We start from the raw sequence: 12,876 nt of genomic DNA on the forward strand, positions 1-12,876 counted from the left end.
ACTGCGACTCGCACTACACAAATACCGCCCCGTCGCCTGTCGCTCAAGCCGTTAATACCCAAACAACGACTTGCTCTCCAGGTATTCTTCAAACCCCCACTCACCCCATTCCCGGCCATTACCCGACTGCTTGTAGCCGCCAAACGGCGCGGCCTGGTCGGCCCGGGCGCCATTGAGATGGACCATGCCGGTGCGCAGTTGCCGCGCAACCCTGCGGCTGCGTTCGAGGCTGGTCGAAGTGACGTAACCTGACAAGCCATAAGGGCTGTCGTTCGCGATGGCTATCGCCTCGGCTTCGCTGTCGTACGGCATGATCGCCAGGACCGGGCCGAAGATTTCTTCACGAGCCACGAGCATGTCCGGGGTGACGTCGGCAAATACCGTAGGTTGCACGTAGTACCCGCGCTCAATCCCCCGTGGTCGTCCCAGCCCTCCGGCGATCAATCGCGAACCCTCGGCGATGGCCTGAACGATCATGGCCTGAACCCGCTCAAATTGCAGGGCGTTCGCCACAGGGCCGATGGCGCAGGTCGGCTGGCTGTCGTCGAAACACACCTGCGCCAGCACTTCCTGGACGATATCAATCACGGCCTGTTGCTGCGCGCGCGGTACTAGCAGGCGCGTCGGCGCATTGCACGACTGGCCACTGTTACGGATGCACGCCTGTAACCCGTGACGCACCGCGCTAGGCAGATAGGCGTCGTCGAGCAGAATATTCGCGGATTTGCCGCCCAGCTCCTGGGACACACGCTTGACTGTATCGGCCGCCGCCTTGGCCACTGCGATGCCGGCGCGGGTCGAGCCGGTAAACGACACCATATCCACCTCGGCATGGCTGGCCAGCGCAGCGCCAACCACCGGCCCATTACCGTTGACCAGGTTGAACACCCCCTTCGGCACCCCGGCCTCATGCAGGATTTGCGCGACGATATGGGCCGACAACGGCGCACACTCACTTGGCTTGAGTACGACGGTGCAGCCCACCGCCAGGGCGGGTGCGAGCTTGCAGGTGAGTTGATTGAGTGGCCAGTTCCAGGGGGTGATCAGGGCGCACACGCCGATAGGCTCACGCACCACTAGCGTCTGGCCCACGCGGCGTTCGAAGCGATAATCGCGTAGCACTTCCAGCGCCTGCACCAGATGGCCCAGGCCTGCCGGCACATGCGCACTGCGGGCCAGGGACAGCGGCGCGCCCATTTCCAGGTGAACCGCTTCGACCAGCGCTTCGCTGTGGAGTTTGTAGGCCTGGATAATGCGTTGCAGCAGGTCGACACGCGCCTCAAGCGAACTTGCTGCGAACCCGGCAAACGCTTGCCTGGCCGCGCCGACTGCGCGGTCCACATCGCGGCTGTCGCCAAGGCTGATGCGCGCAACCACCTGCTCGGTGGACGGATTTACCACGGGCTCAATGGCCGTGCCGTGAGGCTTGACCCAGGCACCATCAATGTAGAACTCAAACAGATCCGACATACCTTGGACTCCCTTCAGGCGACGTGTTTCAGGGCACTGGCCAGGGTGTCGAACACCTGGGCGATCTCCTGCGGGCTGATCACCAGCGGCGGCGAAATCACAATGGTGTCGCCCGAGCCGCGTACCAGCACGCCGTTGTCGAAGCACCACTGCGCAACCTCGCTGCCACGCGCACCGGGGAAACCAGGGCGCGGCTCGAGTTCGACCGCGCAGAGCAAACCGATCGCGCGTACGTCCAGCACCGGGCCGATGCCCTGCAGCGCGAGTGCGGTCGACTGCCACAGCCCACTCACCGCGCTGACGTGCTGGTTGATGCCCAGTTCACGATGCACCTCGAGGGTGGCCAACCCGGCCGCACACGCCAGTGGATGGGCTGAATAGGTGTAGCCGTGCATCAGTTCGATGACATTCTGCGGCCCGGCCATGAACGCTTCATACACCGCTCCACTGACCAGCACGCCGCCCATGGGCACGGCGCCGTTGGTCAGGCCCTTGGCGGTGGTGATCAGGTCCGGCAGTACGCCGAAGGCTTGCGCGGCAAAGGGAGCGCCGACGCGGCCAAAGCCCGTGATGACCTCGTCGAAAATCAACAGCACGCCGTGCCGTGTGCAAATCTCGCGCAAGCGTTGCAGGTAGCCTTGGGGCGGCGGATAAACCCCACCGGAGCCGGTCACCGGCTCGACAATCACCGCGGCCACGGTGCTCGGGTCCTGGATGTCCAGCAGTTGTGTCAGCGCATCAGCGTAACTGGCGCCCTGCTGCGGCTGCCCGACGCTGAAACGCATGCCCGCGTCATACGGCAATGGCAGGTGCGAGACCTCCCCCAGCAGTGGGCCAAAGTCACGTTTCTGGCGGCCGATACCGGATACCGACAGCCCACCGAAACCCATGCCATGGTAGCCCTTGGCACGCCCGATAAACTTGGTACGGCGGCAATCACCACGCGCTTGGTGATACGCCCGCGCGATCTTCAGCGCGGTATCCACCGCTTCAGAGCCGGAGTTGGTGAAGAACACCTGCTCCATACCAGCGGGGCTGACGTCGATCAAGCGCTCGGCCATTTCCAGGGCCTGGGGGTGGCTCATCTTGAACGACGAGACAAAGTCCAGGCGCCCCGCCGCTTCGCGAATGGCTTCGACGATTTTCGGCTGGCCATGCCCGGCATTCACGCACCATAGCCCCGCCATTGCGTCGAGTACGCGGCGCCCATCGGTGGTGGTGTAGTGCATACCCTCGGCGCTGGCGAACATCATCGGTTGTTGCTGGAACTGGCGCATCGGCGTAAATGGCGCCCAGAACGCGCCCCGCGCGGAAACTGAAGGGTTGGAAAGATCGGTCATGGCGACTCCTGCAAAGCGATGGTTGGATGGCCGGTCAGCGTCGGGCGCTGCAATGGGCCTGCGTTTACGTTGACGCTGCGGTCCACGTACAAGGTGCCGTGTTCGAGACGGCAGGTGACCCGATCACAAAACGCCGTCTCGACAAACTGCCAGGTCATGCTCAACACCCCGTCTTCGGTCCAGCGCGCCTGCGCCACCACCGGGGTGAGTTGCGGCTGGTATTGGTGATGCAGATAGTGGCCGGTCATGCTGGTCTGGGTTTCGATGCCGGCGCTCAGCCCGGCACGGATGCAATGGGTGCCACGGGGGTCGGTGAGGTAAAAGTCACAATGCTCGGGCCCGAACGCCAGGCGCACTTGGCTGACCTGGTCTTCGTTGGCCTGCATGACAAACGTACCGCTGAATTGAGCCTGGCGCGGCGAGCTCGCGGCGCCAGACATGACCGGCCGCTGTTGACGCGCCAGCAGCGCCGCCAGCCCGGCATCCAACGAGCCTTCGCTGGGTACGTCCAGCGCGGGCAAAAGATGCTCCCAGAGCAAGCTGTGCAAGCGCCGCTCGCCCAGGGCAAGCCCCGCGGTAAACGCAATCACCGTGTTATGGCGAGGTAACACAATGCACTGCTGGCCAAACACGCCGGAGGCGTAATACCCACCGTGCAGGGTCATCCACCACTGGAAGCCGTAGCCTTCGCGGCGCGTGACAGAGGCGTCGCTGGACTCGTCGCGGCTCAGGTAGCGCTTGCCATCGAAGGCGCCCATCCATACATCATCGACGTGCCCACGGGTCGCTTGGGCCACCCATTCCCGGGACAACAATTGCTGCCCCTGCCAATGGCCGTGTTGCAAGTGCAATACGCCGAACTTGAGCAAGTCTTCGGTGCGGCAACTGAGGCCATTGCCACCGGTGTTGAAACCGTCAGGTGCCAGGTCCCACTCGATGGGGCCCATGCCCATGGGTTGGAAAATACGTGCGTTGCACAGCTCGAACGCCGTCTGGCCACTGACCACGCTGACAATCGCCGAGAGCATGAAGCTCGACGCACTGCTATAGATAAACCGGTGCCCTGGCGGGTCTTCGACCGGCTCGTTGAGGAACAACCGCACCCAACTGTCACTGCGCCCACGCCAGGCGCCACCCGAGATGCCCTGGCGATGGCCGGTGCGCATTGTCAGCAAATCCCGCACGGTCATGGCCGCCAGGTTGGCGCTGATGGATGCCGGGCAATCGGCGGCAAAAAAATCCACCACCTTGGCATCCAACGACAGCGCGCCGTCATCCACCAGCAGCCCGACGGCCATGGACACCCAGCTTTTGGTCGCCGAATGCTGGACGTGCAGGCGTGCGGCGCAATAAGGCGCCCAAAACGCTTCAGCTACCACCGCGCCATCGCGGTACAGCATGAAGCTGTGCAACTCCAGGTCCGCAGCGTTCACCGCTTCGATGAAATCACTTACGCCACGCGCCGATACGCGTTGTTGACTGGGCGATGCCCGCCGCAACGGCAAACTCGTCATCTGATCTATCCCCTCATTTCCACTGCTTGTGCGTGCAACAGGCTGTGCCTGTTGCACGCCATTCCCGCTACCAGAGCGCCACGGTGTAGCCCAGGATCACTCTGTTTTCGTTGGTGTCACGGGCGAAGTTGCTCGTGGCGCTGGCGTTCTGCCAACGCAGCGAGACATCCTTGAACGTGCCGCTCTGCACCACATAGCCGAGGCTCACGTCCCTCTCCCATTCGCGTCCTTCGCCGTTAAAGCCAATGACCTTGGCGTTGTCGCCCTTGGCATACCGCGTCGAGAACAGCAGGCCCGGAATGCCCAGCGAGGCGAAGTCATAGTCATAGCGGGCATGCCACACGCGCTCGCCGGTCTGGGAGAAGTTGGCCAGTTGATACTCGGTGAACAGGTAGGTGTTGGTGCCGTCCACATAGGTGAACGGCGTCGAACCGTACTGTTCCTGGTAACCGCCGCTGAGGTTGTGGCCGTAGAGGCCATAGCCGATGCGCGTGCTCAACGCCCGGTTGTCCACCTTGCCGGCCAGGGCCGCAGCGTCTTCACTGGCGCTGAAGTAGCGGACATCGGTCTTGAACGTGCCCGGGCCCCACTTGAAGCTGTTTTTCAAGCCCAGGTAATGCTGTTGGTACAGGCTTTCCAGTTGCGCGAACTGGTAGGTCACGACGGTCGTTGGCGTGAGTGCGTACTCGCCACCGGCGTAGCGAAATTCATCGCTTTTCGCGCTGCTTTTGTAAGCGCCGTACTGGCTGGTAAGCCCCATATCTTCGTAATGGGTTGAGTCGCGCTGCTTGACCTGGTCCAGTTGGCCGGCGGTCAGTGTCAGCTTGTCGATGTCCTTGGAGGTCAGTGCAGTACCGCTGAAGCTCTGCGGGAACAGGCGGCTCAGGTTCGGCTGCAGCGTCGGCAGGTCAGGCACCATGTAACCCACGCGCAACTCGCTTTTGCCCAGGCGCGCCTTGCCGGTGAGGCCCAGTTTTGAGTAGTTGTCATGGGCTCGGCGGGCGTAGCTGGGGGAGCCTGGCTCGGCCGTGCTGGAGCGTGCCAGCAGCCCGGTACCGGAGTTGTCAGGGCTGGAATCGAGCTTGATACCCAACATACCCACAGCGTCCAGGCCAAAGCCCACGGTACCGTCGGTAAAGCCCGACTCGAGCTTGAGGATAAAACCCTGCGCCCACTCGGCACGCTTGTTCTGCCCGCTGGACTCGCGGTAGTCGCGGTTGAAGTAGTAGTTCTTCAACTCCAGCGCCGCTTTGCTGTCGGCGACGAAGTCGGCCTGGGCAAACAAGGGCATGAAACCGGCGCCCATGACGCTGGCACTGGCGACAACTTTGTTGATGCGGTTATTCATGTGTAGGTTCCTGGCAGACAGGTTGAATGGGGTTGTTTTTGTTTTCTTCAGCCATGGCTTCGCCCGCTTCGCAAATCGTCGATTTGCGAAGGGTTGGGTTTCAATGCCGTGGCCTGGTGTGCAGCAGTACCTAAATCACACTGGCACGGAGGCGGTAACTGCCGTCCGCACGTTTCTCCAAGGGGCTGGCCGCGGCGAGTAGCCGACGGGTGTAAGGGTGTTGTGGGGCGTCGAAAATCGTGTCACGCGGGCCCATTTCGACCACTTCGCCCTGGTTCATCACCGCGACACGGTGGGCGATGCGTTCCACCGCCGAGAGATCGTGGGAAATGAACAGGCAGGCAAAGCCGTATTGGCGCTGCAAGCGCTCGAACAGTTCGAGGATCTGCTTCTGGATGGTCATGTCCAGTGCCGAGATCGGCTCGTCGGCAATCACCAGTTTGGGCCGGCGCACCAACGCCCGGCCAATCGCCACGCGCTGGCGCTGGCCACCGGAGAGCTGATGGGCAAAGCGCTCGCGAAACTGTTCGGGCAAGCCCACATCAACCAGCGTGTCGGTGACCCGCTGACGCTTTTGCGCGGCCGTCAGGACTGGTTCATGGCGCAGCGGCTCGGCGAGGATCTGCCCGACGGTCATGCGCGGGTCGAGGGACGAATACGGATCCTGGAAGATCATCTGGCATTGCAGGCGATGTGCCCGGTTGGCGGCTTTGAGGATGTCCACTCCCTGGAACAGGATCGCCCCGGCACACGGGTTGACCAACCCGACGACCGCGCGCCCGAGGGTGGTCTTGCCCGAACCGCTGCCACCAACCAGGGCCAGGGTCTCGCCCGGCGCGATACTCAGGTTCACCGAGTGCACCACGCGCTTGGGCACGCTGCGGCCCCAGAAACTGCGCGGCCCCGGGTGTTCGATACACACATCCCGGACCTGCAACAACGCGTTGTCGGCCGCCGGCACTGGCACCAGTTCCCCGCGCCGTGGCAGCGCTTCAAGCAGTTGCCGGGTGTATTCGGCCTTGGGGGCAAAGAGGATGTCTTCGATACGACCCTGCTCTACTGCCTTGCCCGAGCGCATCACCACGACTTTGTGGGCGTAACGCGCCACCAGGGACAGGTCGTGACTGATAAACAGAATCGCGGTGCCCTGCTCGCGGGTCAGTTCCAGCATCAACTCGATCACGTCCAGTTGCGCCAGGCAATCCAGGGCCGTGGTGGGTTCGTCGGCAATCAGCAGTGCCGGGCGCAGCAGCATCACCGAGGCCAGCATGATCCGTTGGCGCATGCCACCGGAGAACTGGTGCGGATAGGATGCCAGGCACTTTTCGGCGTCCTTGATGCCGATGCGTTGCAGCATGGCGATGCAGCGCTCATGGATCGTCGCCGCATCCAGCGTGGTATGCAGTTTGAGTGCCTCGCTCATCTGCCGGCCGATGGTCAGCGCGGGGTTGAGCGAGACCATCGGTTCCTGGAACACCATGCCGATGCGTGCACCCCGCACTTCACGCATGGCCTTGGCATTGCTGCTGTCCAGCGCCTGCCCCTGGAAGATGATGCGCCCACCGCACACCTGCATCGGTGCTGGCAGCAAGCCAATGGCAGCTCGCGCGGCCATGGTCTTGCCGCTGCCCGACTCGCCCACCAGTGCAACGATTTCGCCGGGGGCCATGGTGAAGCTGAAGTCATCAACGGCCAGCGGACCGTCCACGCCGACGCGAATCTGTAGATTTTCAACGGCCAGTAAAGGCACTGGAACGCTCATGCTCATTTCCTCATGCGCGGGTCGAGACGATCACGCAAGGCATCGCCGAACAGATTGATAGCCAGCAGCGTCAGGCTGATAAAGATGCCCGGGAAGATCCCCAGCCAAGGCGCCGTCGAGATATAAGTGCGGCTTGCCGAGAGCATGCTGCCCCAGGTCGCGGCCGGCGGTGGAACCCCAAGGCCGAGGAAACTCAGCGCACTCTCCGAGAGCAACGCCCAGCCAAACATGCTGGTGGCCAACACACACAGCGGCGCCAGACAGTTGGGGGTGATGTGACGGAACATGGTGTACAGCTCGGAGTTGCCGATCACCCGCGAAGCCTCGATGAACTCCAACTCACGCAGCGACAGCACGCTGCCACGTACCACCCGCACCACCGAAGGGGTGTAGGCGATACCCAGGGCGAGCACGATGCCGTACTGGCTGGCGCCGACAATGGCCATGATGCCCAGGGCCATAAGGATGCCGGGGAATGCCAGCAACGCATCGTTGAGCATCATCAGCAGCCGGTCGGTCCAGCCGCGCAGGTAACCGGCGAGCATGCCGATCAGCGTGCCGCAGATCACCGCCACGCTGACCGAGAGCAGGCTGATCCACAGGCTGGTGCGCGCACCGATGATCAGCCGGCTGAACACATCGCGGCCAAATTCGTCGGTGCCCAGCCAATGCAAGGCGCTCGGTGCGTGCAGGCGTGAGAGCAGGTCCAATTTGAGCGGGTCGTAAGGTGTCCACACCACGCCGAGCAATGCCAGCAACACCAGTGCCGCGAGCAGGCTGCCGCCGATCAGGGCGTTCAGCGGCGGGTAACGCCGGCGCCGCCGAGGCGTGATCGCCGCCACGGGGGGCAAGGCAGGAGTCTTGAGGTTCATAGCTTCACCCTTGGATCGAACAGCGGATACAGCAGATCCACCAGCAGGTTGACCAACACGTAGATACAGGTGACCAGCAGCAGGCAACCCTGCAACACCGGGTAGTCGCGGGAGAAAATCGCATCGACCATCAACCGGCCGATACCTGGCAGGGTGAACACCGTTTCCAGCACCGCAATGCCGCCGAGCAAGTTGCCAAGGATCAGGCCAATCAGGGTCCAGGTCGGCGCAAACGCGTTGCGCAAGGCGTGCCTGCACAGCACCGCACCTTCCGACAACCCCTTGGCCCTGGCATGGGCGATGTACTCCAGGCGCAGCACCTCAATGGTGCTGGCCCGTGCCATCCGGGCAATGGCCCCGAATTCCACCAGCGTCAGGGTGACGATCGGCAGCACCACATAGGTCAGCGCTTTCATCGGGTCAGTGGCAAAGCCGACGTACCCGATCACCGGCAACCAGCCCAATTGAATGCCGAAGACATACAGCAGCAACAACCCCAACCAGAAGCTGGGTACCGACAGCAACAACGTTGCCGTGGCCACCAGGCCCAGGTCCATCGCACTGTTTTGCTTCCAGGCGGCGAGCAAGCCCACCGGGACTGCGAGCACAGTCGCCAGCAATACCGCCACCAGCACCACGGTCGCACTCACGCTGAAGCGTTCGAGCAGCAACTCCAGCACCGGCTGGCGGCTGCTGATGGATACACCGAGGTCACCACTGAGTACCGATTTAATCCAGATCAGGTACTGGGTCACCACCGAGTGATCAAGCCCCAGGCTGCTGCGCATATCGGCAAGACTTTGCGGGTCGGCCATGTCGCCCAGCATCAGTAGCGCCGGGTCGCCGGGGATCAGACGGATCAAGGCAAACACAATCACCGAGATCAGCAACAGGGTCGGCACCGCCATGCCGAGCCTATGCAATATGAATCGAAACATAGCGCTACGCCTTACTTGGAAGTGTCGAGCAGCGTCACGCCCCACAGGCGCGGCTTAGCAACAGGCCAGGAACGATACCCTTCGACGCGCTTGCCCATGGCGCCGATGGCAGTGCCGTTGTAGATAACCACCATGGGTACATCCTTGAGCATCAGCGTGTGCAGCCTGTCGAACAATGACCGGCGTTTGGCTGGGTCAACTTCACGCTGGGCCTCGCGCAATATGGCCAGGGCTTCGGGGTTGTCCCAGACCTTGCGCGGCTCCTTGTCCTTGTCGCCGATCACCGATTCGTAGCTTTGCGCCGCATCGAAACGTCCCGAGTAGGAGAACGACATCATCTGGTAGCTACCCGTCTGGTAACGCTCCAACTGGGTGCCCCACTCCAGGGTTTCCATCTCGATGTTCAACCCTGCCGCTTGGGTCATGGCCTGGCTGAGCAAACCCATGTCAAACATCTGCGGATAGCGCTTGTTGACCAGCATTCGGATCTTTTCACCGCCGTAGCCGGCTTCCTTCAACAGGCGCCGGGCCTCGTCGAGGTTATAGGTATAACCCTTGTGTGCGGTGGCGTCGTAGTACGGGCTCGCCGTGGGAATGATTGAATTGTTGACCACCGACAAACCATCGGACAACGCCGCAACCATCTGCGCGTAATCCAGCGACAATGCCACTGCACGACGGATGCGCACGTCCTTGAGCAACGGGTCGCGAGTCTGGAACAACAGCCCGCTGATGGTCATGATCGGGCTGACCTGGATCTGCAGGTTCTTGACCTGCTTGAGTTGCGCGGCATCCATCGCGGTCACGTCGGGCAGCAGGTCCACGCCACCCGACAGCAGCGCCGCCTTGGCCGAGGCCGAATCGGGGATGACCTCGAACCGCACCGTGTCGACAAACGCCTGCTTGTTGCCGGTGTAACCGTCCGCCTTGTCTTCGGCACGCGGGGTGTATTGCTTGAAGCGATCCAGTTCGACGTATTGGCCCTTCTGCCATCTGCCCAGCGTGAACGGCCCTGTGCCAATCGGTGCGCGCCAACTGCCATCCGCGGCCAGGGAGTCTGGATGCAGGATGCCGCTGCCCGCACAATCCGGGCGCGCCATGGCAGCCAGGAACAAGCCATTGGCCTGATCCAGGGTGAATACCACGGTCTTGGGGTCGGGGCTGGCGATATCAACGATCTTGGCCGCACCGCGCCCATCGAACTCTGCCAGGCAACGCCACTGAGTCTTGGGGGCCAGGTAGCGCTGCCAAGTCCATTGCACATCCTTGGCCGTCAATAGCTGGCCGTTGTGGAAGTGCACGCCGTCACGCAGGGTAAAGGTGTAGCGCAGGCCATCCGCCGAAACGTCAACCGCGCTCGCCAGCATCGGGGCGATGCTGGTGTCTTCACGGTACGCCACCAACCCTTCGACGATATGCATCATCACCGCGTCGGTGTTGTCATCGCGGTTGACGCCTGGGTCGGTGCTACGGATATCACCGTTGAGCCCAACGCTGATGACCTTGTCCTGTGCAACGGCTATGGAAAAGGTGCACGCCGACATTACGACAGCCAATGCCGTCTTTACGTAACTATTCACGGGAGAAAGACTCCTTGAAGGAATGTTCCGGTCAGTGGCGGGAGCCAAGGCAGGACCGGCATCAGAATGAGTGAATCCTTGGTTATTTTTATACGGTCTGTTCTGAGTGCATCACCTGCGGTGTATCAGCCCAGGCTGCGCTTGTGGCGCAACACCTTGGCGAAAAAATCCTGGGCAGCCGGCATCGCCTTGACGCCCTGGTGCGCGACGTTGGGCAGCAGGTCAAAGTGCACCTGCACACCGGCGGCCTCGAAGCTGGCCTTCAAGGTAGCCAGACGTTCCGGTCGCGTACGCCCGGCAGCGTTGGCACCGGCCATGAAGTGTTTGCCGCCTTCACGGTGGGTGATTTCCCAGGTTTCGAGGTCTGAATCCCCCACCACCATATGCACGGGCAATCGCTGCAAGGCTGGCAGATTCAACGGTTTGCCAAAGCGCGTGGCAAAGTCCCGCACACCGACCCACCAGTCCTGATCGGCATCGAGCAGGGTCACCGAACCGGGCGCGCCGATGGACGCCGCCCAGAGTTTTTCGGGGTGCAGATAGCAGAAGCGATGGGTGAATTGCCCACCACCGGAATAGCCGAACAGTGCAAAGGTATCGAAGCTGCGACCGTAGCGTTTGCCAACACTGGCGATCATGTCGAGTAGTACTTGGTCGTAACGGATATCGCCCTCGACCATCTGCTTGTAGCCATCACCATTGCCGTCGCCCAGCACACCGACCGGGAACAGCGGCGACAGGATCACACAATCGTTCCAGCGGCCAAACTCCGCGAAGCCATTGCGGTAAACCTCCATCGCACGGGTGGAGCCGTGCAGCGAGACCACCAGATCTACCGGCCGGGTGGTGTCCTCGATGGCTTCAGGCACGTAGAGGGTGTAGGCAAACCGGCTGTCTTCATGGTGGGAGTACACCGTGGTTGTGCCGAGGTGATACACGTTTTTTGCCGCACGCAATGCTGCGTATTCAGGGCTGATATCTGGATTGCTCATTTGTAAAGTTCGCCGAGTCAGTTCGGACTTGAGTATTGGCAGAGCGCAATAAAAAGAAAAACTAATTTAACTTTATGCAGGGTAAACAAAACCTTTACGATGCAATCGCACCCATGAGCACGGGCCTCTCCATGAGCAACATTCGTTTCTTCAAGACGTTTATCGCCGTCGCCGAATACGGCAGTTTTGCCGCCGCCGCCGACCGTGTGGCCCTCACCAACGCCGCTGTCGGCCAGCAAATGCGAGCCCTCGAAGAAGAGATGCGCCGACCGCTGTTCGACCGTAGCCAGCGGCAGATCAAGCTGAGCCGCGATGGCGTGTTGTTGCTGCCCAAGGCCAAGCGCCTGTTGGCGGACTACGAGCAAATGATTGCCGAGGCCCCCGATGGCATGGCCATGGAGGGTGAAGTGTCCATCGGCGGCATTACCTCCGGCATGGGCCTGCTCGCCAATTGCCTGGTGCAACTGAAAAAGCTGCACCCTCGCATATCGGTCAACCTGATGACCGCCCGCTCCGACGAAGTGGTCAATCTGGTACACGCCGCCAAGCTTGACGCGGCCTTACTGATCGAGACGACACGGCAGAACTTCGATGGATTGAGCTGGACCCTGCTCTACAACGAGCCCATCGTCATGCTCGCCAATGCTGCGCAAACCGCCGGCATCAACGACGCTGTGGAATTGCTCAGGACCCAGCCGTTCATTCGCTATGACCGTTCCACTGCCGTAGGCCGCAAGGTGCAGTCGATCATCAAGAGTGAATCGGTCGAACCGTTGGAAATCCTCGAACTGAACTCAATCATCGGCATCGCCGACCTGGTACGCCAGCAAGTCGGAGTGGCCATCGTGCCGCTGCTGAAAAATTTCGACTGGCACAAAGACCCAAGCCTGCGGGTACTGCCATTGCCGGGAGACTTGGCGGTGCGCCGAGTGGGGATCTTGGAGCAAGGCACCAAAAGTGCAATTACCGGGGAAATTCGCAAGTTGCTGATGTCGGCCGTGGCAAAGTAATCCTGCCCTTGGCGCAGTTCATCAGTGCCGACCATTGGAAAAGTCCGTGA

General features: G+C 61.8%; 10 protein-coding genes. 1 reads left to right on the forward strand and 9 read right to left on the reverse strand.

Features of this window, described 5'->3' with window-relative positions; genetic code table 11:
- Nucleotides 1–51: 51 nt before the first annotated feature.
- The 9 genes from OPU96_RS12045 to OPU96_RS12085 all read right to left on the reverse strand — a co-directional run bounded on the left by OPU96_RS12045 (nt 52) and on the right by OPU96_RS12085 (nt 11,816).
- Entirely contained in the window at nt 52–1,470 is a 1,419-nt protein-coding gene (locus OPU96_RS12045; protein ID WP_498559116.1) for an aldehyde dehydrogenase family protein, read from the reverse strand.
- Between the two features lie 14 nt (nt 1,471–1,484).
- A complete protein-coding gene (aptA, locus tag OPU96_RS12050; RefSeq protein WP_192297377.1) occupies nt 1,485–2,810 on the reverse strand; it encodes an omega-aminotransferase AptA in 1,326 nt (441 codons plus the stop codon).
- Nucleotides 2,807–4,324, reverse strand: coding sequence for a serine hydrolase domain-containing protein (locus OPU96_RS12055; protein WP_498559117.1), 1,518 nt, complete (start codon nt 4,322–4,324; stop codon nt 2,807–2,809). Before OPU96_RS12055 ends, aptA begins: the two co-directional genes overlap by 4 nt.
- Nucleotides 4,325–4,391: 67 nt before the next feature.
- Nucleotides 4,392–5,672, reverse strand: a complete 1,281-nt coding sequence (locus OPU96_RS12060; protein WP_192297381.1) for an OprD family porin — start codon at nt 5,670–5,672, stop codon at nt 4,392–4,394.
- Nucleotides 5,673–5,802: 130 nt separating this feature from the next.
- On the reverse strand, nt 5,803–7,434 hold the full coding sequence (locus OPU96_RS12065) for an ABC transporter ATP-binding protein (RefSeq protein WP_498559118.1): 1,632 nt from the start codon (nt 7,432–7,434) through the stop codon (nt 5,803–5,805).
- Between the two features lie 2 nt (nt 7,435–7,436).
- On the reverse strand, nt 7,437–8,306 hold the full coding sequence (locus tag OPU96_RS12070) for an ABC transporter permease (protein ID WP_192297384.1): 870 nt from the start codon (nt 8,304–8,306) through the stop codon (nt 7,437–7,439).
- Nucleotides 8,303–9,244, reverse strand: coding sequence for an ABC transporter permease (locus OPU96_RS12075; protein ID WP_192297386.1), 942 nt, complete (start codon nt 9,242–9,244; stop codon nt 8,303–8,305). Before OPU96_RS12075 ends, OPU96_RS12070 begins: the two co-directional genes overlap by 4 nt.
- An 11-nt stretch (nt 9,245–9,255) precedes the next feature.
- A complete protein-coding gene (locus OPU96_RS12080; RefSeq protein ID WP_192297388.1) occupies nt 9,256–10,824 on the reverse strand; it encodes an ABC transporter substrate-binding protein in 1,569 nt (522 codons plus the stop codon).
- 125 nt (nt 10,825–10,949) lie between these two features.
- Complete coding sequence (locus OPU96_RS12085; RefSeq protein WP_498559119.1) at nt 10,950–11,816, reverse strand: alpha/beta hydrolase; 867 nt, start codon at nt 11,814–11,816, stop codon at nt 10,950–10,952.
- A gap of 131 nt (nt 11,817–11,947) precedes the next feature.
- Between OPU96_RS12085 and OPU96_RS12090 the strand changes: the two genes are divergently transcribed.
- The gene (locus tag OPU96_RS12090) at nt 11,948–12,826 is read left to right on the forward strand and encodes a LysR family transcriptional regulator (RefSeq protein ID WP_226455980.1); all 879 of its coding nucleotides are present in this window, start codon (nt 11,948–11,950) and stop codon (nt 12,824–12,826) included.
- Nucleotides 12,827–12,876: the final 50 nt, after the last annotated feature.

The sequence above is a fragment of the Pseudomonas sp. RP-B7 genome, assembly GCF_059803535.1.

What these genes read in the sequence shown, in the direction of transcription:
- OPU96_RS12045 (WP_498559116.1), bottom strand. Translation starts at nt 1,470, where the DNA reads ATGTCGGATCTGTTTGAGTTCTACATTGATGGTGCCTGGGTCAAGCCT.
- aptA (WP_192297377.1), bottom strand. Translation starts at nt 2,810, where the DNA reads ATGACCGATCTTTCCAACCCTTCAGTTTCCGCGCGGGGCGCGTTCTGG.
- OPU96_RS12055 (WP_498559117.1), bottom strand. Translation starts at nt 4,324, where the DNA reads ATGACGAGTTTGCCGTTGCGGCGGGCATCGCCCAGTCAACAACGCGTA.
- OPU96_RS12060 (WP_192297381.1), bottom strand. Translation starts at nt 5,672, where the DNA reads ATGAATAACCGCATCAACAAAGTTGTCGCCAGTGCCAGCGTCATGGGC.
- OPU96_RS12065 (WP_498559118.1), bottom strand. Translation starts at nt 7,434, where the DNA reads ATGAGCGTTCCAGTGCCTTTACTGGCCGTTGAAAATCTACAGATTCGC.
- OPU96_RS12070 (WP_192297384.1), bottom strand. Translation starts at nt 8,306, where the DNA reads ATGAACCTCAAGACTCCTGCCTTGCCCCCCGTGGCGGCGATCACGCCT.
- OPU96_RS12075 (WP_192297386.1), bottom strand. Translation starts at nt 9,244, where the DNA reads ATGTTTCGATTCATATTGCATAGGCTCGGCATGGCGGTGCCGACCCTG.
- OPU96_RS12085 (WP_498559119.1), bottom strand. Translation starts at nt 11,816, where the DNA reads ATGAGCAATCCAGATATCAGCCCTGAATACGCAGCATTGCGTGCGGCA.
- OPU96_RS12090 (WP_226455980.1), top strand. Translation starts at nt 11,948, where the DNA reads ATGAGCAACATTCGTTTCTTCAAGACGTTTATCGCCGTCGCCGAATAC.